General features: G+C 71.2%; 22 protein-coding genes. 8 read left to right on the top strand and 14 right to left on the bottom strand.

What is annotated here, in order from left to right; translation table 11 throughout:
- Positions 1 to 40: 40 nt before the first annotated feature.
- The 7 genes from ACWEVP_RS18990 to ACWEVP_RS18960 are packed head-to-tail and all read right to left on the bottom strand — an operon-like array spanning position 41 to position 8313.
- Complete coding sequence (locus ACWEVP_RS18990; protein ID WP_452063837.1) at positions 41 to 541, bottom strand: cyclodeaminase/cyclohydrolase family protein; 501 nt, start codon at positions 539 to 541, stop codon at positions 41 to 43.
- Positions 542 to 544: 3 nt separating this feature from the next.
- The gene (locus ACWEVP_RS18985; RefSeq protein WP_452063836.1) at positions 545 to 2971 is read right to left on the bottom strand and encodes a GcvT family protein; all 2427 of its coding nucleotides are present in this window, start codon (positions 2969 to 2971) and stop codon (positions 545 to 547) included.
- A 13-nt stretch (positions 2972 to 2984) separates the two neighbouring features.
- The gene (gene purU / locus ACWEVP_RS18980) at positions 2985 to 3827 is read right to left on the bottom strand and encodes a formyltetrahydrofolate deformylase (RefSeq protein WP_452063835.1); all 843 of its coding nucleotides are present in this window, start codon (positions 3825 to 3827) and stop codon (positions 2985 to 2987) included.
- Positions 3824 to 4291 carry a sarcosine oxidase subunit gamma gene (locus ACWEVP_RS18975; protein WP_452063834.1) on the bottom strand — a complete coding sequence of 156 codons (468 nt, stop codon included), beginning with the start codon at positions 4289 to 4291 and terminating at the stop codon, positions 3824 to 3826. The genes purU and ACWEVP_RS18975 overlap by 4 nt, the downstream gene beginning before the upstream one ends.
- On the bottom strand, positions 4281 to 6818 hold the full coding sequence (locus ACWEVP_RS18970; protein ID WP_452063833.1) for a 2Fe-2S iron-sulfur cluster-binding protein: 2538 nt from the start codon (positions 6816 to 6818) through the stop codon (positions 4281 to 4283). The genes ACWEVP_RS18975 and ACWEVP_RS18970 overlap by 11 nt, the downstream gene beginning before the upstream one ends.
- Positions 6815 to 7093: a sarcosine oxidase subunit delta gene (locus ACWEVP_RS18965; RefSeq protein WP_452063832.1), complete on the bottom strand. Its 279-nt coding sequence runs from the start codon at positions 7091 to 7093 to the stop codon at positions 6815 to 6817. Before ACWEVP_RS18965 ends, ACWEVP_RS18970 begins: the two co-directional genes overlap by 4 nt.
- Before the next feature lie 8 nt (positions 7094 to 7101).
- Entirely contained in the window at positions 7102 to 8313 is a 1212-nt protein-coding gene (locus ACWEVP_RS18960; RefSeq protein ID WP_452063831.1) for a sarcosine oxidase subunit beta family protein, read from the bottom strand.
- Between the two features lie 62 nt (positions 8314 to 8375).
- Here ACWEVP_RS18960 and ACWEVP_RS18955 point away from each other — a divergent pair, with 62 nt between their 5' ends.
- Positions 8376 to 9023, top strand: a complete 648-nt coding sequence (locus ACWEVP_RS18955; protein ID WP_452063830.1) for a GntR family transcriptional regulator — start codon at positions 8376 to 8378, stop codon at positions 9021 to 9023.
- Here the strand turns inward: ACWEVP_RS18955 and ACWEVP_RS18950 are convergent.
- Both ACWEVP_RS18950 and ACWEVP_RS18945 read right to left on the bottom strand, forming a co-directional pair.
- On the bottom strand, positions 9020 to 10141 hold the full coding sequence (locus ACWEVP_RS18950) for an aromatic ring-hydroxylating oxygenase subunit alpha (protein ID WP_452063829.1): 1122 nt from the start codon (positions 10139 to 10141) through the stop codon (positions 9020 to 9022). The two genes, ACWEVP_RS18955 and ACWEVP_RS18950, sit on opposite strands and share 4 nt — an antisense overlap.
- A gap of 127 nt (positions 10142 to 10268) precedes the next feature.
- Complete coding sequence (locus ACWEVP_RS18945) at positions 10269 to 10847, bottom strand: TetR/AcrR family transcriptional regulator (protein ID WP_452063828.1); 579 nt, start codon at positions 10845 to 10847, stop codon at positions 10269 to 10271.
- A 92-nt stretch (positions 10848 to 10939) separates the two neighbouring features.
- On the opposite strand from ACWEVP_RS18945, the gene ACWEVP_RS18940 reads away from it, so the two are divergent.
- The 6 genes from ACWEVP_RS18940 to ACWEVP_RS18915 all read left to right on the top strand — a co-directional run bounded on the left by ACWEVP_RS18940 (position 10940) and on the right by ACWEVP_RS18915 (position 17831).
- Positions 10940 to 12406: an aldehyde dehydrogenase family protein gene (locus ACWEVP_RS18940; RefSeq protein ID WP_452063827.1), complete on the top strand. Its 1467-nt coding sequence runs from the start codon at positions 10940 to 10942 to the stop codon at positions 12404 to 12406.
- Positions 12407 to 12441: 35 nt separating this feature from the next.
- Complete coding sequence (locus tag ACWEVP_RS18935) at positions 12442 to 14010, top strand: amino acid permease (protein ID WP_452063826.1); 1569 nt, start codon at positions 12442 to 12444, stop codon at positions 14008 to 14010.
- An 8-nt stretch (positions 14011 to 14018) separates the two neighbouring features.
- Positions 14019 to 15677 carry a choline dehydrogenase gene (betA, locus tag ACWEVP_RS18930; protein ID WP_452063825.1) on the top strand — a complete coding sequence of 553 codons (1659 nt, stop codon included), beginning with the start codon at positions 14019 to 14021 and terminating at the stop codon, positions 15675 to 15677.
- A gap of 182 nt (positions 15678 to 15859) precedes the next feature.
- A complete protein-coding gene (locus tag ACWEVP_RS18925) occupies positions 15860 to 16180 on the top strand; it encodes a bifunctional 3-phenylpropionate/cinnamic acid dioxygenase ferredoxin subunit (protein WP_452063824.1) in 321 nt (106 codons plus the stop codon).
- Positions 16177 to 17307 carry an NAD(P)/FAD-dependent oxidoreductase gene (locus ACWEVP_RS18920; RefSeq protein ID WP_452063823.1) on the top strand — a complete coding sequence of 377 codons (1131 nt, stop codon included), beginning with the start codon at positions 16177 to 16179 and terminating at the stop codon, positions 17305 to 17307. The genes ACWEVP_RS18925 and ACWEVP_RS18920 overlap by 4 nt, the downstream gene beginning before the upstream one ends.
- 38 nt (positions 17308 to 17345) lie before the next feature.
- A complete protein-coding gene (locus ACWEVP_RS18915; protein ID WP_452063822.1) occupies positions 17346 to 17831 on the top strand; it encodes a putative immunity protein in 486 nt (161 codons plus the stop codon).
- 5 nt (positions 17832 to 17836) lie between these two features.
- On the opposite strand, the gene ACWEVP_RS18910 is transcribed toward ACWEVP_RS18915, so the two are convergent.
- From ACWEVP_RS18910 to pdhA, 5 genes are read right to left on the bottom strand one after another with little or no spacing between them, the layout of a single operon-like run.
- Positions 17837 to 18823 carry a hypothetical protein gene (locus ACWEVP_RS18910; protein ID WP_452063821.1) on the bottom strand — a complete coding sequence of 329 codons (987 nt, stop codon included), beginning with the start codon at positions 18821 to 18823 and terminating at the stop codon, positions 17837 to 17839.
- Positions 18820 to 19368 carry a hypothetical protein gene (locus tag ACWEVP_RS18905; RefSeq protein WP_452063820.1) on the bottom strand — a complete coding sequence of 183 codons (549 nt, stop codon included), beginning with the start codon at positions 19366 to 19368 and terminating at the stop codon, positions 18820 to 18822. Before ACWEVP_RS18905 ends, ACWEVP_RS18910 begins: the two co-directional genes overlap by 4 nt.
- Positions 19369 to 19421: 53 nt before the next feature.
- Complete coding sequence (locus ACWEVP_RS18900) at positions 19422 to 20603, bottom strand: dihydrolipoamide acetyltransferase family protein (protein ID WP_452063819.1); 1182 nt, start codon at positions 20601 to 20603, stop codon at positions 19422 to 19424.
- Positions 20596 to 21591, bottom strand: coding sequence for an alpha-ketoacid dehydrogenase subunit beta (locus tag ACWEVP_RS18895; protein WP_452063818.1), 996 nt, complete (start codon positions 21589 to 21591; stop codon positions 20596 to 20598). Before ACWEVP_RS18895 ends, ACWEVP_RS18900 begins: the two co-directional genes overlap by 8 nt.
- On the bottom strand, positions 21591 to 22661 hold the full coding sequence (gene pdhA / locus ACWEVP_RS18890; RefSeq protein WP_452063817.1) for a pyruvate dehydrogenase (acetyl-transferring) E1 component subunit alpha: 1071 nt from the start codon (positions 22659 to 22661) through the stop codon (positions 21591 to 21593). The genes ACWEVP_RS18895 and pdhA overlap by 1 nt, the downstream gene beginning before the upstream one ends.
- Positions 22662 to 22846: 185 nt before the next feature.
- Here pdhA and ACWEVP_RS18885 point away from each other — a divergent pair, with 185 nt between their 5' ends.
- Complete coding sequence (locus tag ACWEVP_RS18885; protein WP_452063816.1) at positions 22847 to 23263, top strand: Lrp/AsnC family transcriptional regulator; 417 nt, start codon at positions 22847 to 22849, stop codon at positions 23261 to 23263.
- Positions 23264 to 23375 lie beyond the last annotated feature (112 nt).

The raw sequence follows: 23375 nt of genomic DNA, 5'->3' as shown, positions 1-23375 counted from the left end.
GTACCCGGGCCGGCGGGCCGGCATGCCAGCGTGATCGACGTTACGCCGGGACCACCGTCCCCCGGATCGACGCGATCAGGCGATCCGCGTGCTCGCCGACCGCGGCCACCTCGGGTGGGACGGCCGCGCCGGAGTGCAGCTCGACGCTCACCCCGGCCGTCACCGCCGCGGCCCGGGCGGCCGCCGCGACCGCGGCCAGGTCGGTGGCCACCCACAGGTCCAGCGGCACCACGTCCGCCAGGTCGAGCACCGCCGCCGCGGCCGCGATCACCTCTTCCGCCAGGCCGCACGCGTGCCGGCGCGCCGCCGCCAGCTCGCCCGGCGGCCGCCGTCGCGCCCGGGCGAGCACCGTGGCCGCGTGGGCCTCTTTCTCCGCCAGCCGCAGCGCGTGCATGCTCAACGCCGTGGCTTCCCGGGCCCCGGAAACCCGGCCGACCAGCGCCGCGGCCTGGGCGACGTGCAACGCCGCCGTCGCGCCGCCGCCCGGGGAGGTCTCCGAGGCGAGGGCCTTGAGGAAGTCGCTCATGATCTGGTCACGCACAGCTCACTGCCGGATCCGTTCCATGCCGGGGTCGACCAGTGGCTCGGCGGCCACGGTGGCCGCGACCCGGCGGCCGAAGTACTCGATCTCCACGCTGCTGCCGATGTCCGCCGCCGCCGGGAGCCACGCGTAGGCGATCGGCCGCCCGACGGTGTACCCGTACGCGGCGCTCGTGACGTAACCCGCGGCCACGCCGTCGACGAAGACCGGTTCCTTGCCCAGCACGACCGTGCGGCCGTCGTCGATCGTGAGGCACCGCAGCCGCCGCGACGGCGTCCGCCCCTCGATCGCTTCCCGGCCGAGGAACTCCCCCTTCGCCGGGCGCACCGCGAAGTCGACGCCGGCCTCGTACGGGTCGTGCTCGGTGGTCATGTCGGTGCCCCACAACCGGTAGCCCTTCTCCAGCCGCAGGCTGTTGAACGCCGCCCGCCCGGCCGCGATGACGCCGAGGGGCTGCCCGGCCGCCCACAGCGCGTCCCACAACCGGAGGCCATTGTCGGCGCTCGTGTAGATCTCCCAGCCGAGCTCGCCCACATAGGACAGTCGCATCGCGACCACCGGCACCCCGGCGATCCGCGCCTTCCGCGCCCGGAAGTACTTCAGCCCGGTGTGGGAAAAGTCCTCGTGCGACAGCGGCTGCACGAGATCCCGCGCCAGCGGCCCCCAGACGCCGACGCAGCAGGTCCCGCCGGTGGTGTCCCGGACCCGCACGCCCGGAGGCGCGTGCTTGACGAAGTGGTCGACGTCGATGTTGCCGTTGATCCCGACCTGGAAGAGCTCCGGTTCGAGCCGCGCCACCGTGACGTCGCTGCGGATGCCGCCGGCGTTGTCGAGCATCAGCGTGTAGGTCACCGACCCGACCGGCTTGTCCAGCTGGTTGGTGGTCAGCGACTGCAGGAACTCCAGAGAGCCCGGCCCGCTGATCTCCACGCGCTTCAGCGGCGTCATGTCGTAGAGCGCGACGCCGTTGCGCGTCTGCCACGCCTCGGCCGCCGCGATCGGCGAGTGGAACTGCGCCGACCACGCGTCCCGGGCGGGCGGCAACACCTCGTGCGGCAGCTTCTTCAGCAGCGGTGCGTTGGCCTCGAACCAGTGCGGCCGCTCCCAGCCGCCCGCTTCCAGGAACACCGCGCCCAGCTCGCGCTGCCGCACGTGGAACGGCGTCGCGCGCAGATCGCGCGGGGACAGCTTGGGCTGCAACGGGTGCAGGATGTCGTAGACCTCGACGAAGTTCTGCTGCGCCGTCTCGCTCACGTACGACGGCGCGAGCTGCACCTCCTCGAAGCGGTGGACGTCGATGTCGTGGGTGTCCACTTGCGCGTGCCCGTCGACGAGCAGCTGCGCGACCGCCTTCGCGATGCCCGCCGAGTGCGTCACCCAGATCGCCTCGGCCAGCCAGAACCCGCGGACGTCGGCCGACTCGCCGACCAGCGACTGCCCGTCCGGGGTGAAGGAGAAGATGCCGTTGAAACCCTCTTCGACCTTGGTCCCGCCCAGCGCGGGCAGCAGCAGCTTGCTCTCCTCCCACGACGGCGCGAAGTCGTCCTCGGTGAAGGGCAGCATGGACGGCATGGCCGTCTCCGTCACCGAATGGTCCAAGGTGGACTCCTCGACCGGCATCGGGCGGTGGGCGTAGGAGCCGATGCCGAGCCGGTCGACGTGCTCGCGGAAGTACAGGTCCTGGTCCTGGTGGCGCAGGATCGGCAGGCTCGCCTCGACCTCCTCGGTGTTGCGCCCGACGAGTTCCGCGACCTGACCGGTCTTCACGTACTGGTGGGCCAGCGGCAGCAGCGGGACGTCCATGCCCGCCATCGCGCCGATCTCGCGGCCCCAGAACCCGGCGCACGACACGACGACGTCGGCCGGGAAGTCGCCCTGGTCGGTCCGGACGCCGGTGACGCGCCCGCCGTGGGACAGGACGTCGGTCACACGGGTGGCGCCGACGAACCGCGCACCCCGTTCGGTGGCGCGGGAAATCAGCACCTCCACGGCCTTCGCGGCCCGGGCCAGGCCGTCGGTCGGCACGTGCAGCGCGCCGAAGATCCGCGATCCGTCCAGCAGCGGCCAGCGCCGGACGCACTCGCCGGCGTCGATGAGCGACCCTTCGACGCCCCACGACGTCGCCCAGCCGTGCTTGCGCTTCAGGTCTTCCCAGCGGGCCGGGGTGGTCGCGACCTCCATGCCGCCGACCTGGAGGAAGCAGTCCAGGGCCGTGAGCTTCTCGACGGTGTACTTCGCGAAGTCCGTCATCGCCTTGGACGCGTTGGTCTGGAAGACCAGCCCCGGCGCGTGGGACGTCGACCCGCCGGTGCGCGGCAGCGGGCCCCGGTCGAGCACGGTGACGTCGGACCACCCGCGGGTGGTCAGCTCGTCGGCGAGGTTCGCGCCGACGATGCCGGCGCCGATGATCACGACTCGCGGAGCGGTCATGGCGGGACTCCTTCTACCGGAAGACGACGGTGCTGTTGCCGTTGAGCAGGACGCGGCGTTCGCAGTGCCAGCGGACCGCGCGGGAGAGGGCGAGGGCTTCGGCGTCGCGGCCGACGGTCACCAGCTCGCGCGGCGAGTACGTGTGGTCGACCCGCTGCACCTCCTGCTCGATGATCGGGCCCTCGTCGAGGTCGGGCGTGACGTAGTGCGCGGTGGCGCCGACGTACTTGACGCCGCGGTCGTAGGCCTGGTGGTAGGGCTTGGCGCCCTTGAAGCCGGGCAGGAACGAGTGGTGGATGTTGATCGCGCGGCCCTCGAGCTTCTGGCACAGCTCGTTCGACAGCACCTGCATGTACCGCGCGAGCACGATGAGATCGGCCTCGTACTCCCCGACGAGGTCGAGCAGTCGCTGCTCGGCCTCCGGCTTGGTCTCCGGCGTGACCGGGACGTGCACGAACGGCACCCCGGCCGCCTCGGCCATCGGCCGGAGATCCTCGTGGTTGGACACGACCACGGCGATCTCGGCGCCGAGGCCGCCCGCGCGCCAGCGGAAGAGCAGGTCGTTGAGGCAGTGCCCGAACTTCGAGACCATCACCAGGATCCGCGGCGGGGTGCCGTCGGAGAAGCCGAACTCCATGCCGAAGTCCCCGGCCACCGGGGCGAACGCCCGGGTCAGGTCGTCCACTGTGGTCGGTTCGGTGCAGGTGAAGGACGTGCGCAGGAAGAGCGAGCCGCGGACGTCGTCGTCGAACTGCTGGTGCTCGACGATGTCGCAGCCCTGCCCGACCAGGAACGTCGTGACGGCGTGCACGATCCCCGAACGCTCGGGGCACTTGAGGGTCAGGGTGAAGGTCACGAGACGTACTCCAGGCTCGCATCGGCCAGCCAGGCCGTGAAGTAGTCCGAAAAGGACTGCCGCACGAGGATGGTGAAGCCCTCGTCCCGGACCATGAGCACGATGCCGGTCCGCGCGCACAGCGTCTGCACACACGTCCCCGGCGGCGACACCTCCAGGTCGATCGAGCAGCCGTGGGCCAGGGCATCGGCCGCGTGCGTCCCGGTCAGCCGGAAGACGTTGCGCTGCGCCGAGACGTCCACCACGGCCGCACTTTCACGTGAAAGTGCGGCTTCCAGTTCGGCCTGGCGGCCGGGTTCGGCGAGGACGAGGTACTCGTCGGGGCCCATCCAGAGGACGTCGACGGCCTCTCCGCTGGTGAACGTGCACGGGCCTGGCAACGGAACGCCGAGGAGGGTGTCCCCCTCGCGGAGGCGGACGGTGAGCTGGGTGCGGAACTTCTCTTCGGCGATGTCAACCGTCACGGCGGGCTCCTTCCTTGTCGAAGAGCACGGATTCGGTCACGGTCACCGGCACCACCTGGTCCCCGACCGGCACGTACAGCGTCTCGCCGATCCGTTCGCGGCCGGAGCGCACGAGGGCGAGGGCGAAGGTGCGGCCGAGGGCGGCGCTGTCGTAGCTGGAGGTGACGTGGCCGAGCATCCGCACCGGCGGTTCCGGCACGACGTCCGATTCGATGATCTGCGAGCCCTCGGGCAGCAGCACCGACGGATCGACGGGGAGCAACCCGACCAGGTGCTTGCGGTCGGGCCGGTTGTTCTCGGCGCGGGCGAACGAGCGTTTGCCGATGAAGTCGGCTTTCTTCTTCGACACCGCCCAGGACATCCCGAGGTCGTGCGGGGTGACCGTGCCGTCGGTGTCCTGCCCGATGATCGGGTAGCCCTTCTCGGCGCGCAGGACGTGCATGGTCTCGGTGCCGTACGGCGTCGCCCCCTGGTCCACTACGGACTGCCAGAGCGCGGGCCCGTGCCACGACGGGACGTTGATCTCGTACGCCAGTTCACCGGAGAAGCTGATCCGGCAGACCCGGGCCCGCAGACCGGCGACTTCGGCGTCCTGCCAGGTCATGAACCCGAACGCCTCGTTCGAGACGTCCAGGCCCGGCGCCAGGCGGCCCAGCACTTCCCGCGACCGCGGCCCGACCAGCGGGATGGTGGTCCAGTGCTCGGTCACTGACGTCGCGAACACCCGCAGGTGCGGCCACTCCGTCTGCAGCCACTCCTCCATCCACTCGAGGACCATCGCCGCGTTGCCGGTCGTCGTGGTGACCAGGAACCGCTCCTCGCCGACGCGGATGACCGTGCCGTCGTCGATCACCATGCCGTCGACACCGCACATCACGCCGTAGCGGATCCGGCCGACCTCGATGGTGCTCATCATGTTCGTGTAGAGCATGTCGAGGAACCAGCCGGCGTCCGGGCCCTGCACGTCGATCTTGCCCAACGTGGACCCGTCCATCAGCGCGACGTCGTTGCGGGCCGCGCGGCACTCGCGCTCGACGGCGTCGTGCATCGACTCGCCGGGCCGCGGGTAGTACCACGGCCGCTTCCACTGGCCGACGTTCTCGAACTCGGCGCCGTGCTCGACGTGCCACGGGTGGATCGTCGTGACACGCACGGGGTCGTGCAGCTCGCCGCGGTTCCGCCCGGCCAGCGCGGCGAACGACACCGGCGTGTACGGCGGGCGGAACGTCGTCGGCCGGCGGTCGGCGAGGTCGACGCCCAGCGCCTCGGCCGTGATGCCGGCCGCGAGCATGCCGGAGGTCTTGCCCTGGTCGTGCGCGGTACCGATCGTCGTGTACCGCTTGACGTGCTCCAGCGAGCGCAGCCCGGCCCCAGTGGCGCGCAGGACGTCGGAGACGGTCGCGTCCCGCTGCTGGTCCACAAACCGGGTGTCCACTTCGGACTCCGGTGCGGGTACCTGCCAGAGCACCTTCGTCTCCGGCAGGCCTTCGCCCGCGGCCGCGCCGACGACGGTCACGTTCGGGAGCGAGCCGTCCGGGACGTAAGCGCCCAGCCGGGGCTCGTAGCGCAGGGTGCCGCGGGCTTGGCTGTAGAGGTGGACGGCGGGGTTCCAGCCGCCGGACACGAGCAGCAGGTCGCACGGCACCCGCTCGCCCTCCAGCGATCCCAGCGGAGCCACGTGGGCGGCCGTGACGTGGGGGTCGCCGTCGGTGCCGATGACACCGTAGCCCTCGCGGGCGTCGACGATCCGCACGACCTCGGCCCCGGCCGCCGCCAGGTCGGACGCGGCTTCGTAGGCGGAGTCGTTGGTGGTGAACACGACCACGCGCTGTCCGGCGAGCACGCCGTAGCGGTTCAGGTACGTGCGGGCCGCCGAAGCGAGCATGATGCCGGGACGGTCGTTGTCCGGGAAGACGATCGGCCGCTCGTGGGCACCGGTGGCGATGACGATCCGCTTCGCCCGGATCCGCCAGACCCGCTGGCGCGAGATCCGTTCCGGCGCGGCGGGCTCGCCCCGGCGCTCCAACGCCAGCACGAACCCGTCGTCGTAGATGCCGAACGCCGTGGTGCGCGAGAGGAACCGGACACCCTCCGGAGCTTCGCCACCGGGCTGGTCGTCGACCAGCAGGACCCGGCCTTCCGCCGAAGCGGCGGCGGCGCGGCCGGCGGGTCCGGCGCCGATGACCAGGACGTCGCAGTGCGCGTGCTTGGCGTCGTACCGCGCCGGGTCCGGTTCGGCGGCGAGCCGCCCCTGACCACGCAGGCCACGGGCTTCCAGGCCGTCGTACAGCTCGACGGTCGTCGCGCTCAGCATCGGCTCGGGGAACGGCTTTTCGATCTGCACCAGGGCGTTCGAGTCCTCGACGCCCGCCGCGACGATGCCGCGCGGGCGGCCGTACTTGATACTGGTCGCGACCTGGTGGATGCCGTTGGCGAGCAACGCCGACGCCAGGGTGTCGCCGAGGTAACCGGTCAGCTCGCGGCCGTCGAAGGTGAACTTGAGCGGGATGCCGGACAGCCGGGTCACGAGAGCACCGGCCTGGGCTCGTCGAGGCGGTAGACCGCCAGGAGGTCGTGGGTACGGGTGTCGCGGACGGCGTTGAACCAGCGGCGGCAGCCCGCCGAGTGGCTCCACCGCTCGGCGAACGGGCCGCTCGGGTTCTCGCGGAAGAACACGAACTTCGCCCAGTCCTCATCGGACAGTGCCGACGGATCCGCGGGGTAGGCGACGTGGGCCTGGCCGCCGTAGTGGAACTCGGCTTCCTCGCGGGGCCCGCACCAGGGGCAGGGGATCAGTTGCATCAGCACTCCTAGTGCGCGACGGCGGCGGCGCCGTGCTCGTCGACGAGGGCACCGGTGGTGAACCGGTCCAAGCTGAACGGTTCGGCGTACTCGTGCGGCTTGCCCCGCGCGATGGTCTGCGCGAAGACGTCACCGACACCGGGGGTGGCCTTGAAGCCGCCGGTGCCCCAGCCGCAGTTGAGGAACAGGTTCTCCACCGGGGTCAGGCCGATGATCGGCGAGGCGTCCGGGCTGGTGTCGACGATCCCGGCCCACGTCCGCAGCAGGTGCGCCCGCGCGAACACCGGGAACAGCTCCAGCGCGGCCGCCATCTGCTGCTCGATGACGTGGAACGAGCCGCGCTGGCCATAGCCGTTGTAGGAGTCGATGCCGGCGCCCATCACGAGTTCGCCCTTGTGCGCCTGGGAAACGTAGACGTGCACGGCGTTCGACATGACGACCGTCGGGTGGATCGGTTCGAGCAGCTCGGAGACGAGCGCCTGGAGCGGGTGCGACGTCAGCGGCAGGTCGAGGCCGACCAGCTTCGCCAGCACGGAGGTGTGCCCGGCCGCGCACAGCGCCACCTTGCCCGCCGCGATCCGGCCCCTGCCGGTGTCGACGCCGGTGACCCGGCCGTCCACTGTGGAGATCCCGGTGACCTCGCAGTTCTGGATGAGGTCCACGCCCATTTCGTGCGCGGCTCTGGCGAACCCCCAGGCCACGTAGTCGTGCTTGGCGATGCCCGCGCGCGGCTGGAAGGTCGCGCCGAGCACCGGGTAGCGGACGTCCGGGGAGGTGTTGACGATCGGGCAGATCTCCTTGACGCCGTCGGCGTCCACCCACTCGGCGTCGATGCCGTTGAGCTTGTTGGCCTCGACGCGGCGCACGCTGTCGCGGACGTCCTGCAGGCTGTGCGCCAGGTTCAGCACCCCGCGCTGGCTGAACAGGATCGGGTAGCCGAGGTCCTCTTCGAGCCCTTCCCACAGCTTGAGGGAGTGCTCGTAGATGCCGGAGCTTTCGTCCCAGAGGTAGTTGGAGCGGATGATCGTGGTGTTGCGGGCCATGTTCCCGCCCGCGAGCCAGCCCTTCTCCAGCACGGCCACGTTCGTGATGCCCCGCTTGGCCAGGTAGTACGCGGTGGCCAGGCCGTGCCCGCCGCCACCGACGATGACGACGTCGTAGGTCTTGCGGGGTTCCGGGTTGTCCCAGAGGAAGTCCGGGTGCTCCGGCAGATCGGTCATCGAGCGTCCTCCGAGGACTGGTCGACTTCTGATATATCAATCGTCGATGTAGGCTAAGCGCCATGCACCCGCAGGTCAATCCCCCGTCGCTGGCCGAACAGGCGTACCTGTTCGTCCGTGATCGCCTGGTCATGCTCGACATCCGGCCGGGCTCCCCCATCAACGAGGAGGAGCTCGGCACCGAGCTCGGCATGGGCCGCACGCCGATCCGCGAAGCGCTGAAGCGCCTGGAGTCCGAGCGGCTGGTCGTCGCCTACCCGCGGCGCGGGACGTTCGCCACCGACGTCAACATCTCCGACCTCGCGCACATCTCCGAGGTCCGGCGCACGCTGGAGCCGATGGCGACGGCCGCGGCGGCCGAGCGCGCGACCACGGCCGACCGCGAGACGCTCACCGAGCTGCGCGCGCAGCTCGACGCCGGGGTCCCCACCGGGGACAACGCCGAGCTGCTGCGCACCGACCTCGCCCTGCACCGGGCGGTCTACCGGTGCGTGCACAACCCGTTCCTCGAGGACACGCTGATCCGGTACGACAACCTCGCGACCCGGATCTGGTGCGTGTTCGTGCCCCGGCTGCCGGGGATGGCCGGCCACGTCGACGAGCACGTCCCGCTCCTCACCGCGATCATCGAGGGTGACGCCGAAAAGGCGGCCGCGTTGACGCAGGCGCACGTCACCGGCTTCGAGGCGGCCATCCGCGCGCTGATCTAGCCGTCCAGCCGGGCGCGGACCCAGTCGTGGAACGCGCCGATGTGGTGCTCGCTGGGCACGAGCACGCCGCCGCGCGCGTACGACCGCGAGTCCATCGCCAGCTGGCAGCGTTCGCACGCCTCGAAGTCCTGCAGGTTGACCCGGTGGAACAGCTCCACCGACCGGCTCAGGTCGCGGCCCGATTCGACCACCTCCGGCAGGTACAGCCAGTCGCAGCGCACCAGCGTCCGGTCCGGGGCCAGCGGGAACATGCGGTGGAGGATGACGTGGTCGGGGACGAGGTTGACGAACACCCCGGGCTTGATCGTGATGGCGTAGTACTTGCGGTCCTGGGCCTCGGTGACCCCGGGCAGGCGGTCGACCCCCTCGGAACCGTCGACGGTGAAGCCCTTGATCTCGCCGCCGAACTCGGCGCCGTGGCCGACGTAGTACTGCGCGGCGTAGCCGTCGGCGAACTCCGGGAGCACCTCGGTCAGCTCCGGGTGGATCGTCGCGCAGTGGTAGCACTCCATGAAGTTCTCGACGATCTGCTTCCAGTTCGCCTTCACGTCGTACTCGATGCGCTTGCCCAGCGCGAGCCCGTCGATGCCGTAGGCGTCGATCTCCGTCGGGCCGCCGAGCCGTTCGGTGACGGCGCCGACGACGGTCTCCTCGAACGACGGCGGCTCGTCGGCCAGGCACACCCAGGCGTAGCCGAGCCACTCCCGCAGGTGCAGCCGGGTGAGGCCGAACTCGGTGCGGTCGACGTCCGGCATGCCGGTGAGGTTGGGCGCGGCGATCAGCTTGCCGTCGAGGCCGTAGGTCCAGGCGTGGTACGGGCACTGGAAGGCGCGCTTCACCGTCCCGCTCTCGGACGTGCACAGCCGGGCGCCGCGGTGGCGGCAGACGTTGAGGAAGGCGTTGAGCCTGCCATCCCGCCCGCGGGAGACGAGGACGCTCTCCTTGCCGATCCGGACGGTCTCGAACGCCCCGGGACCGGCGAGGTCGGCGCTGCGCACGGCGCAGAACCAGTCCGCCTCGAAGATCTTCGCCTGCTCGGCCGCGAAGACGGCCGGGTCGGTGTAGGCGGAGCCGGGCAGGGTGGCGAGCAGGCTCGGCGGGAGATCGATTGCGGTCACCGGCGTGGTCCTCTCCGCGGATCAGTTCGGGAGTTGCGCAGAACGCGTCTTGTTGCTCACTCCGGAACAGAGTGACTGCCGTCGCGCACGCCTGTCAAGACGCGCTTTCCCCGTGTCCGCAGGGGGTTCAGGCGGCCGGGCCGTCGATCGCCCGCCGGAACAGTGTTTCGATCTCCGCGCGGCCCGGCCGCGGGTCGGCCAGCGCCAGCTGCATCAGCAGGCCGCAGAACAGGCCCGCCAGCAGCCGGCCGGTGAGCGGGTCGGTCCGCAGGCCGAAGAACTCGATGAGCGCTTCGTCCCAGGCCGCGCTCGCCTTGCGCAGCGCCGGCCGGTGCAGGGCCGCGACGTACAGGTCGTACTCGACCACGGTGTCGCGGTACTGCTCGTTGACGTAGCCCATCACCAGGTCGGCGAGCGCCGCGGCGAAGTCGGCGTCCGGCGGGAGCGCGGCCTCCCACTCCTTCAGCGCGTGGACGTTCTTCTCGGCGGCCTCGTGCAGGGCGACCTCCAGGAGGTCGTCCAGCGTCGCGAAGTGGTAGGTCGTGGAGCCGAGCGGGACACCGGCCGCGGCCGCCACCGACCGGTGCGTGACCCCGTCGATCCCGCGCTGCGCGACGACCTCGATCGCGGCCTTGGCGATCCGCGCGCGCCGTTCGGGGTCGTTCGGACCACGGCGCCGCGTCGCGCCGGGTTCGCTCTTCGCCATCGAGCCCCCTTGTGGACATCTGTACACGTTTCGCGTACAAATGTACGCACTCTCGACCCGAACCGGCCACCACCGATCCGGAAGGAGCCGGAGTGAAAGACCTCCACATCGACGGCAGCTGGCTGGACGCGTCCACCGGGACGCGCTCCGACGTGCTGAACCCCGCGACCGGCGAGGTCGTCGTGACCGTCGCCGAGGCGGGCCGCGCGGAGGTCGACGCCGCGGTCAGAGCCGCGAGGCGGGCCTTCGACGAGGGCCCGTGGCGGCGGACCACCGCCACCGAACGCGGCGCTTTGCTGCGCAGGGTCGCCGACCTGCTGGTCCGCGACCGCGAGGAGCTGGCCCGCACCGAGAGCCTCGACACCGGCAAGACGCTCGGCGAGGGCGGCATCGACATCGACGACGTGACAGGCGTCTTCCGCTACTACGCCGACCTCGCCGACAAGGACGCCGGACGCCTGGTCGACGCCGGCAGCGCGACCGTCGTCAGCCGGATCGTGCACGAACCGGTCGGCGTCTGCGCGCTCATCGCGCCGTGGAACTACCCGCTGCTGCAGATGTCCTGGAAGGTCGCGCCCGCGCTGGCCGCGGGCAACACCGTGGTGCTCAAGCCGAGCGAGGTCACGCCGCTGACCACGATCAAGCTCGTCTCCCTGCTGGAGGAGGCCGGCACCCCGCCCGGCGTCGTCAACCTGCTGCTCGGCGACGGCCGGGTCGGCGCGGCGATGGTCGAACACCCCGGAGTCGACCTGGTGTCGTTCACCGGCGGCTACGCGACCGGCGAGAAGATCATGACGGCCGCCGCGAAGGGCGTCCGCCGGGTCGCGCTGGAGCTGGGCGGCAAGAACCCGAACGTGGTCTTCGCCGACGCCGACTACGACACCGCGCTGGACTACGCGCTGATGGCCGCGTTCGTCCATTCGGGACAGGTCTGCTCGGCGGGCGCGCGCCTGATCGTCCAGGATGAGATCCATGACCGGTTCGTCGCGGACCTCGCCGCGCGCGCCGACAAGATCCGCGTCGGCGACCCGCTCGACCCCGCCACCGAAACGGGCGCCCTCGTCTCGGCGCAGCACCGCGCCAAGGTCGAGGGCTACATCGAAAGCGCCCTCAAGGAAGGCGCGACGCTGCGGGCGGGCGGCAAACGCCCCGAGGGACCGCAGTACGGAAACGGTTTCTTCCTGCGCCCGACGGTGTTTTCCGACTGCACCAGGGACATGGCGGTCGTCCGGGAAGAGGTCTTCGGCCCGGTCGTCACCGTGGAACGCTTCGCCGAAGAGGCCGACGCGATCGCGCTGGCCAACGACACCGAGTACGGGCTCGCCGGGGCCGTGTGGACGTCGGACGCGTCCCGCGCCCAGCGGGTCGCCGGGGCCCTGCGCCACGGCACCGTGTGGATCAACGACTACCACCCCTACCTGCCGCAGGCGGAGTGGGGTGGTTTCGGCAAGTCGGGCATCGGCCGTGAACTCGGGCCGTCCGGGCTGGCCGAGTACCAGGAGAGCAAGCACGTCTACCAGAACATCGATCCCGTTCCGCAGCACTGGTTCAAGGGCTGAATTCCCTCCCCCACCCACCACGTGAGGACGTTGCGATGACCACTCAGGAAATACCGGCGGGCGGGGGTCCTGCTGCCGACGACAGCTCCGAACTCGAGAAGTTCGGCTACCGCCAGGAGCTCGAGCGCTCGCTCGGGTCGTTCTCCAGCTTCGCCGCCGGGTTCAGCTACATCTCCATCCTGACCGGCGTGTTCCAGCTCTTCTTCTTCGGCTTCGGGTCGGGGGGCCCGGCCTTCATCTGGACGTGGCCGCTGGTCTTCCTCGGCCAGTTCGCCGTCGCCCTGTGCTTCGCCGAGCTGGCCGGTCAGTTCCCGCTCGCCGGGTCGGTGTACCAGTGGGCCAAGCAGATCGCGAAACCCGCGACGTCGTGGCTGGCCGGCTGGATCATGATCATCGGCGCGATCGTGACGGCGGGCGCCGTCGCGGTGGCCTACCAGATCATCCTGCCGCAGGTCTCGACCGCGTTCCAGATCGTCGGCAGCGACGCCGACGCCGGCTTGACGTCGACGCCGGGCGGCGCGCAGAACGCCATCATCCTCGCCGTGGTGCTGGTCGTGTTCGCCACGATCGTCAACATCATCGGCGTCAAGCTGATGGCCAAGATCAACAACTTCGGTGTCGCGGTCGAGCTCGGCGCGAGCATCCTGCTCGTGATCGCGTTGGCCATCCACATCAAGCGCGGACCCGGCCTCGTCTTCGACACCGCGGGCACCGGCGAAGGTCACTCGTTCGGGTACCTCGGGGCGTTCCTCGTCGCGTCGCTGATGAGCGCGTACGTCTTCTACGGCTTCGACACCGCGGGCTCGCTGGCCGAGGAGACCACCCAGCCGCGGCGGCACGCGCCGCGCGCGATCCTGCGGGCGCTCGCGGCCGCGTTCATCGTCGGCGGGCTGATCATGCTGTTCGGCATGATGGCGGTCGGCAACCTCAAGGCCGACGAGCTGAGCACGTCCGGCATGCCCTACCTGCTCAAGAGCACCCTCGGCGAAGGTCTCGGCGACGCCTTCCTGATCTGCTCGGCGATCGCGATCACCGTGTGCTGCCTGGCCGTGCAGACGGCCGCCATCCGGATGACGTGGGCGATGGCCCGCGACGGCCGCCTGCCGTTCAGCCGCGCGATGGCGAAGGTGTCACCGCGGTCCAAGACGCCGGTGCTGCCGGCGCTGCTCACCGGCGGCCTCACGATCGTGGTGCTGCTGGTCAACCTGGGCAACCAGCGGGCGTTCTTCATCCTGACCTCGACCGCGATCATCCTCTTCTACATCCCCTACCTGATGGTCACCGGCCCGATGCTGGTGCGCCGCCTGCGCGGGCACTGGCCGCGTCCCGAGCACGGCCCGTACTTCAAGCTCGGCCGCTGGGGCACGCTGGTGAACCTGGTCGCGGTCGTTTACGGCGCCGCGATGACGATCAACCTGATCTGGCCGCGCGCCGAGGTCTACGGCGACGACCACTGGTACTTCCAGTGGGGCGCGGTGATCGTCACCGGGCTGATCGTGATCATCGGTGCGATCATGCTGTACGTCCGGCGCCGCACCTGGGGTTCGTCCCACACGAGCCCCGAGCACATGCCCGACAACGCCCCGGACACCCTGCCCGGCTAGGAGGACGCATGACTTCCGAAACCTACGACTTCGTCATCGTCGGCGGTGGCTCGGCGGGCTGTGCGCTGGCGAACCGGCTCTCGGCCGACCCGGCGAACAAGGTCCTCGTCCTGGAGGCGGGGCGGTCGGACTACAAGTGGGACGTCTTCATCCACATGCCGGCCGCGCTGACCTTCCCGATCGGGTCGAAGTTCTACGACTGGGGGTACCGCAGCGAACCCGAGCCGTACATGAACCGGCGGCGCATCTACCACGCGCGGGGCAAGGTGCTCGGCGGGTCGTCGAGCATCAACGGGATGATCTTCCAGCGCGGCAACCCGATGGACTACGAACGCTGGGGCGCCGACCCCGGGATGTCCACTTGGGACTACGCGCACTGCCTGCCCTACTTCAACCGGATGGAGAACTGCCTGGCGGACCCGCCGGACGGGAAGTGGCGCGGGCACGACGGCCCCCTGGAGCTGGAGCGCGGCCCGGCGTCGAACCCGTTGTTCCAGGCGTTCTTCGACGCCGCCGAGCAGGCGGGCTACCCGCGCACCGACGACGTCAACGGCTACCGGCAGGAGGGCTTCGCGCCCTTCGACCGGAACGTCCGCAAAGGACGGCGGCTGTCCGCCGCCGGCGCGTACCTCCACCCGGTGATGAACCGGCCCAACCTGACGGTCAAGACGCACGCGTTCGTGTCGCAGATCCTCTTCGACGGCACGCGCGCGATCGGCGTCGAGTACGCACAGGGTCGCAACGCGCCGGCCGAGGTGTACGGCAAGGAGATCATCCTCTGCGGCGGCGCGATCAACAGCCCGCAGCTGCTGCAGCTGTCCGGCGTCGGGAACGCGGCCGAGCTGGAGAAGCTCGGCATCGACGTCGTCAAGGACCTGCCGGGCGTCGGCGAGAACCTGCAGGACCACCTGGAGGTGTACATCCAGTACGCCTGCAAGCAGCCGGTGTCGATGCAGCCGTCGCTGGCGAAGTGGAAGCGGCCCTACATCGGCGCGCAGTGGCTGTTCCTGCGGTCCGGGCCGGCCGCGACCAACCACTTCGAAGGCGGCGGGTTCGTCCGGTCCAACGACGAGGTGAAGTACCCGAACCTGATGTTCCACTTCCTGCCGGTGGCGATCCGCTACGACGGTTCGGCGCCGACGGGCGGCCACGGCTACCAGGTGCACGTCGGCCCGATGTACGCCGACACCCGCGGCTCGGTGAAGATCACCTCGACCGACCCGCGGCAGCACCCGGCGATCAAGTTCAACTACCTGTCGACCGAGACCGACCGCAAGGAATGGGTCGAGGCCGTGCGGGTGGCGCGCGAGATCCTCAACCAGCCGGCGCTGGATCCCTTCAACGACGGGGAAATCTCGCCGGGGCCGGCGGTGGAGACCGACGAGGAGATCCTCGACTGGGTCGCCAAGGACGCCGAGACCGCGCTGCACCCGTCGTGCACGGCCAAGATGGGCGTGGACGAGAAGTCCGTCGTCGACCCGCAGACCATGCGGGTGCACGGCACCGAGGGCCTGCGTGTCGTCGACGCGTCGGTGATGCCCTACATCACCAACGGCAACATCTACGCGCCGGTGATGATGACCGCCGAGAAGGCCGCCGACCTGATCCTCGGCAACACCCCGCTCGCCCCGATCAAGACGCCGTTCTACCGGCACGGCGAGAACTAGCCCGGTCGGCGCAGCGCCCGTACCGCCATCCCCCGGTACGGGCGCTTCGGCGTGCCCGGGATACCCGTTACCCGGTAACGAAAACTACCGGGGCGTACCCCCTTGACGGCACCCTTCCCGAGACTCAGACTTTGTTGCGTATCACAGTCGATGTTCCCCCATGCGCAACTACCGGAGGCGTCATGATTCGCGCGTGCACGGTGGACGAGCTGCCCCCCGGCGAGTCCGTCCGGATCCCCGGACCGCCCGCCATCGCGGTGTTCCACACCGAGGAGGGCGAGCTGTACGCCATCGGCGACACGTGCACCCACCAGGACGCCTCCCTGGCCGACGGCTGGCTCGAAGGCTGCTTCGTCGAGTGCCCGCTGCACGCGGCGCTGTTCGACCTGCGCACGGGCATGCCGACCTGCCTGCCGGCGAAGGACCCGGTGCGCACCTACGCCGTGCTGGTCGACGACGGAGTCGTCTACGTCCAGGGCGTGGCCGGCGAGGACGCGGCGTGAAGCGCATCGCGGTCGTCGGCGCGTCGCTCGCCGGGGTCCGCGCGGCGCAGGAGCTGCGCGCGCAGGGGTACGACGGCGGGATCGTGCTGATCGGCGAGGAGGCGCACCTGCCCTACGACCGGCCGCCGCTGTCGAAGGGCTTCCTCGCCGGGACGGCGTCCCGTGCGTCGCTGGAGCTGCTCGACGCCGGGGACCTCGCCTCGCTCGCGCTGGACTTCCGGCTCGGCGTGCGGGCGACGGCGCTGGAGCCGGCCCACCGCCGGGTCCTGCTGTCGGACGGCGGCTCGGTGCACGCGGACGGCGTCGTCATCGCGACCGGCGGCCGCGCCCGCACGCTGCCGGGTTTCGAGGGCGCCCACACGCTGCGGACGGTCGACGACGCGCTGGCGTTGCGGGCCGCCCTGGTGCCCGGGGCCCGCGTGGCCGTCGTCGGGGCCGGGTTCATCGGGGCCGAGGTGGCCTCGACGTGCCGTTCGCTGGGGCTGGACGTGACCGTCCTGGAAGCGCTGGCCGCCCCGCTGGCGCCGGTGCTGGGTCCCGAGCTGGCCGCGGTCTGCGCCCGGCTGCACCGCGACCACGGCACGGACCTGCGCTGCGGGGTCCGGGTTTCGGGACTTTCCCCGGCCGGTGTCGAGCTGGCGTCCGGTGAGCTGGTTCCGGCCGACGTCGTGGTGACGGGCGTCGGAATGGTCCCGGCGACCGACTGGCTGGCGGGCTCGGGGTTGAAGGTCGGCGACGGCGTCCACACGGACGCCGGGCTGGTGACCTCGCTGCCGTCCGTGGTCGCCGTCGGCGATGTGGCGCGGTTCGGCGGGCGGCGGCACGAGCACTGGACGAACGCGTCGGAGCAGGCGCCGGTCGCGGTGGCGAACCTGCTGGCCGGGCACAGCGGGCGGTCTTATCTGCCGAGCGGGTACGTGTGGTCGGACCAGTATTCGGGGACGTTGCAGCTGGCCGGGCACCCGCGTCCGGGCGACTCGCTTTCGTTCGTGGACGGCGGCCCGGCTTCGCCGTCGTTCGCCGCGGTGTGGCAGCGGGACGGGGAGACGGTGGGCGTGTTCGCGTTGAACAACGCGAAGCTGTTCAACCGCTTGCGGCGGCCGCTCCGCCGGCCGGCCGCCGTCTGAAAGCCTCAACCGGGGTTTCAAAGATACGCTTCACCCACATGGAGCTGACTCTCGACGAACTGCGGGTGCTGACCGGCTGGGCCGCCGACTGCGCGGCGCGGGTGCTGCCGCTGGTTCCCGACGACCCACGTCCGGCTTCGGCGATCTCGGCGGCGCGGGAGTTCGCCTCGGGCGGTCCCCGCACCAAGGCACTGCGCACCGCGGCCTGGGAGGCGTTGGCGGCCAGCAAGGCTTCGGATCCGGCGGCCGCGGCGGCCGCACGCGCCGCCGTGGGCGCGGCCGGCGCCGCTTACCTGCACCCGCTGGAGTCACCGCACCAGGTGAAGCACATCGTCGGCGCGGCCCAGCAGGCGGCGTTGGCCCGCGAGCTGGCAGGTGGTTCGGCGGACGCGGAAATCGAGTGGGCGCTGGCGCAGGCCCCGCCCGAGGTGGGCGAGATCCTGCGGAGGTTCCCGCCGGGCAAGCCGGGCAAGACCCGCCCGGGCGAGCTGCACCGCCGGCTGGAAGCGGCGCTGCGCGGCTGAACGGCCTACAGCGAGAGGTCGTCCAGATCCGACTCCAGGCGCGCCCGCCAGGTCCACCGCCGCTCGGTCGTGTCCGCGCCCTCGCCCGCCGGCGGGCCCAGCGGCAACGCCGGGTCGGTGATCCCAAAGGTCACCCGGTACGCCAGCACCGACGCCGCCGTGCGGATCCACGCGTCACCGGCGGCCCCGGCCGGCGGCGCCACCCCAAGCGCGTGCCCGAACCACGTCGGCAGCAGGGCGTTCGACCCCAGCGCGTCCGTGATCCGCGTCCGGAGCCGCACCTGCAGGTCGTGCCACGCCCGCTCGGCCCGCTCCAGCTGCGGCACGACCCGCGCCTCCACCGCGTCCGCCTCGCGCAACGCCAGCTCGGCCTGGTCGGCCGCCTGGACCGCCGCCGGGATCTCCTCGTCCAGCAACGTCCGGCGCCGCGTCGACAACGCCCGCAACGACGACTCCGCGTCGCCCCGGGCGCGCGACGCGCGGTCCGTCGAAGCCAGGACTCCCATGACGTCCAGCAAGTCCGCGTCGCAGCGGGACAACGCCGCCTGCACCGAGGAAAGGCGCGAGATCTCGTCGGAGTACCGCGCGCGCTGTTCCTTCGTGACGAGCTCCTTGTGCAGGTCGTCCCAGCGCGCCGCCTCGGCCGCGAGCGCCCGTGTCTCCGCGCCGACGTCGTCGAGGTTCACCTGCGGCACCCCGTCGGACACGCGGACCGCGCGCTCCAGGGCCTGGACCTGCTGCTGCAGCCGGTCCAGCCGCCGCCCCAGCAGCTCGAGCCGGTCTTCGGCCCGGTTCGCGCCGCCGCTCTCGAGCCGCTCGGTCAGGTCGGCGACGTCCTGGCGCACGCGGTCGTCGGTCTCCTCGACGGCCGCGCGCAGCCCGTCGACCGCCGCGAACAGCTCGTCGAGGTCGCGCCGCGTGGTGTCGACCGGCTCGACGTACTCCTGCTCGAACGCGGGGTCGTCGCCGTAGGTCGCGTAGCCGTGGCTCACGGGATCCGGCTTTCCCGCCACAGCAGCCCGCACGTGGCCGCGACGCCCAGCGCCGTCAGGATCGTGCAGACCACCGCCCCGGACCACGGGACCAGCGCGAGGACCAGCAGCCCGGCGGTGACGCTCCCGGCCCACGCCGCCCGCGTCCGCTCGCGGATGACGTCGCCGACGCGCCGGACCGGGCCGAAGCCGATCCACAGCCCGGCCGCGAACAGCGGGACCAGCGCGAGCAGCCACACCGGCGGCAGCACGTCGAACAGCACCAGCGCCGCGGCGACCAGCGGCACCAGCACCGGCGCGGCCGCGAAGTACACGACCGCGCGCTGCGTCGCCGCGTGCCGCGACTCCAGCTCGGCGTTCGCGAGCCGGTGCTTCGCCTCGTCGAACGCCACTTCGGCGTCGAGCAGCCGGTGGGCCGTCGCGACGAGCTCGTCCATCGCCTCGACGTCGGCGGGCGGGGTCGCCAGCCCGGCCCGCAGGTCCTGCTTGAGCCGGCCCACGCGGGCTTCCGCCTGGTCCCGGTCGTGCTGGGCTGGAGTCGTCACGCGAACACTGTAAGTGCCACGGCCGTCACCACCGGCCAATGCGGCCGGTGCGTCTACAAATCACCGAGGGCGGTGACGGGCGACTCCACGCAGTCGGCGACGAACCGCAGGAACCCGCCGGCCGTGCCGCCGTCGCAGACGCGGTGGTCGAACGCCAGCGTCAGCTCGCAGACCTTCCGCACGCCCAGCGCGCCGTCGACCACCCACGGCCGGTCGATGATCCGGCCGATGCCGAGGATCGCGGCCTCGGGGTGGTTGATGATCGCCGCGGACCCGTCGACGCCGAAGACGCCGTAGTTGTTGACGGTGAACGTGCCGCCGGTGAGGTCCGCGGGCGCGAGCTTGCCGTCCCGGGCGGTGCGGGCGCGGTCGCCGATCGCCGCCGACAGGTCCCGCGTCGACAGCGCCCCCGCGTCCCGCACGACCGGCACGACCAGGCCGCGGTCGGTCTGCGCGGCGAACCCGAGGTGGATCTCGTCGAGCAGGACGATCTCGTCGCCTTCGACGCGCGAGTTCAGCTCCGGGAACTTCTTCAGTCCCGCGACGGCGAACCGCGCGATCAGCCCGAGCAGGCTGACCGGCCGGTCGGACTTGGCGTTCAGCGCCGCACGCGCGGCGACCAGCTCGGTCGCGTCGACGTCCACCCAGACCGTGGCCTCGGGGATCTCGCGCCGCGACGTGGTCAGCTTGTCCGCGACGGCCTTGCGCACCCCGGTCAGCGGGATCCGCTTGCCCTTCGCGACGGGCTTCGTCGTCTTCAGCGCCGCCTCGACGTCGGCGCGGCGGATGATGCCGTCCGCGCCGGTGGCGGTGACCGTCGCGAGGTCGATCCCGTTGTCGGCGGCCAGTTTCCGGACGAACGGCGAGATCACCCCGGGTGCCTTGGCCTTCGGCGCGGGCGCTTCGACGCGGCGGGCGCGCTTGCGCCGGGTCGTCGGCGCGGTGCCGTACCCGATGAGGACGTTCCCGCTGCCGGACGACGTCGTGACGCCGGGTTCGGCGAACCCGCCGACGGACAGCAGCGGCGCGCCGACCGGCAGCAGCTGCCCCGGCTCGCCGTGCAGCGCGGACACCACGCCGGCGAACGGCACGGGCACCTCGACGGCGGCCTTCGCCGTCTCGACCTCGACGACGATCTGGTCGACCTTGACCGTGTCGCCGACGTTCACGTGCCAGTTGAGGATCGCCGCCTCGGTCAGGCCTTCGCCGAGGTCGGGCAGCAGGAAGTCAGGCACCGGCCACCACCGGGGTGTCGTTCCACTGCAGGCGCGCGATCGTGTCGAGGATCCGGTCGACGTCCGGCAGCGTGTGCCGCTCCAGCTTCGGCGCCGGGTACGGGATGTCGAGCCCGGTCACGCGCAGCACGGGCGCGTGCAGCTGGTGGAAGCACTGCTCGGTGACGCGCGCGACGACCTCGGCGCCGTAGCCGCCGAAGCCCGCGGCCTCGTGGACCACCACCGCGCGTCCCGTGCGGCGCACGGACGCCGTCACGGTCTCGTCGTCGAAGGGGCTCAGGGAACGCAGGTCCACCACCTCGACGTCCCAGCCCTCGTCCTTCGCGGCTTCGGCGGTCTCCATGGCCGTGGCGACCATCGGGCCGTACGCGATGAGCGTGACGTCCTTGCCGGTCTTGCGCACCACGGCCTGGTCCATGGCCGGACCGTTGCGGGTGAAGGTGACCTCTTCGCCCGACCAGTAGCGGGCCTTCGGCTCGAGGAAGACGACCGGGTCCGGCGACTCGATGGCGTCGCGCAGCAGGTCGTAGGCGTCCTGCGCGGTGCCCGGCGTGACGACGCGCAGGCCCGGCGTGTGCGTGTAGTAGACCTCGCTGGAGTCGCAGTGGTGCTCGACGCCGCCGATGCCGCCGGCGTAGGGGATCCGGATGACCATCGGCAGTTCCAGCGCGCCGCGGGTGCGGTTGCGCAGCTTCGCGACGTGCGAGGTGATCTGCTCGAACGCGGGGTAGGCGAAGGCGTCGAACTGCATCTCGACGACCGGGCGGAAGCCGCCCATGGCCATCCCGACGGCGAACCCGACGATGCCGGACTCGGCCAGTGGCGTGTCGAAGCAGCGGTCCTCGCCGAAGTCGGCGGTGATGCCGTCGGTGACGCGGAAGACGCCGCCGAGCGTGCCGACGTCCTCGCCGAAGACGAGGACGCGGTCGTCGTCCTTGAGCGCGTCGCGCAGGGCCGCGTTGAGCGCCTGCGCCATCGTGGTCGTCATCAGGCCTCCAGTTCGGCTTGCAGGGCGGCCCGCTGGGCTTCGAGGTGGCGGGTCGGCTCGGCGTAGACGTGGTCGAACAGGGACATCGGGTCGAGCTCGGTGTCGGCGTTGAGGGTGTCGCGGACGGACTGGGCGAACTCCTCGGCCTCGGCGTGGCAGAGCTCGACCTCGTTCTGGCTCAAGGCGTCCCCGAGATAGGTCTCCAGGCGCTTGAGGGGGTCGGCTTCGCGCCACTTCGCGACTTCGGCGGCGTCGCGGTAGCGGGTGGCGTCGTCGGCGTTGGTGTGGGCGTCGATGCGGTAGGTGTGGGCCTCGACGAGCACCGGGCCCTTGCCGTCGCGGGCGTGCTTCACGGCGTCGTCGAGAACGGCGAGGACCGCGACGGCGTCGTTGCCGTCGACCTGCTCCGAGCGCATGCCGTAGCCGATCCCCTTGTACGCCAACGCGGGCGCGGCGCTCTGCTTCTCGAACGGCACGGAGATGGCGTAGCGGTTGTTCTGCACGAAGAACACGACGGGCGCCTTGAAGACGGCGGCGAAGTTGAGCGCCTCGTGGAAGTCGCCTTCGCTGGTGGCGCCGTCCCCGATGAGCGCGAGCGCGACGGCGTCTTCACCGCGTCGCTGCATGGCGTGCGCGAGACCGGCGGCGTGCAGGGTCTGCGTCGCGAGCGGAGTGCACTGGGGCGCGACGCGCGTCTCGGCGGGGTTGTAGCCGCAGTGCGCGTCGCCGCGAAGGAGCGTCAGGACTTCGCCGGGCTTCAGGCCGCGCGCGACGAGGGCGACGGAGTCACGGTAGGTCGGGAAGAGCCAGTCCTGGTCCTGGAGCGCGAGCGCGGCGGCGACCTGGCAGGCCTCCTGGCCGGCGCTGGAGGGGTAGACGGCGAGGCGGCCCTGCTTGGTGAGGGCGGTCGCCTGGACGTCGAACCGGCGGCCAAGGACCATCAGCCGGTAGGCGGCCTTCAGGCGGTCTCGCGCGGGCTCGGCGTAGCCACCGTGCTGGTCGACGCGAGTCCCGTCCTCGGCGACGAACCGCACCGGCGACGCGGACGGCAGCAGGGTTTCCACGGGCACCACCTCTCGCAGACATATGATGCTGAGATGGTGGTTCTTGCTGATCGTGTGTTCAAGGCGTTGGCCAAATGAGCGACAAACGGCCTTTCGAGGGCCCAACTGGTGACCAAACGTCCATCGGGGCGCTGGCTCACGGCGGCCTTCCGGGACGAACGGCCCCGGCCCTCGACGAGGTCGACCGGGCGATGCTGGCGGAGCTGTCCGCGGACGGCCGCCTGGCGGTCCGCGCGCTGGCGGAGAAGCTGCACATTTCGCGCACGAACGCGTACGCACGCTTGGAGCGGCTGCTGGCGGAAGGGGTGATCAAGGGGTTCGGAGCGCGCATCGACCCGCGCCGGGCGGGCCTGGGCACGTCGGCGTACATCATGGTGACGGTGGAGCAGACATCGTGGCGGACGATGGCCACGGACCTGCACGAGATCCCGTACGTCGACCACGTGGCGCTGGTGGGTGGCGACTTCGACATCCTGCTGCTGGTGCGGACACCGGACAACCAGACGCTGCGGGACGTCGTGCTGGAGCGGCTGCAGGCGCTGGAGGGGGTGCGGTCGACGCGGACCTGGTTGATCTTCGAGGAACTGCCGGGCTCGGTGCTGGGCTGATCCGGACGGCTCGGGCGAGGGCCGGCGACGAGCGGGCAAAACCCCTGCCCGCAAGCACCCTTGCCTTTCACCACGGCACCGATTAGGCAGGACAGCACGTGACCCCGTCGCC

This window comes from Amycolatopsis sp. NPDC003865 (assembly GCF_053605345.1).
Note: the sequence above shows the minus strand (reverse complement) of the source record. Positions and strands in the feature narration are given on the sequence as shown.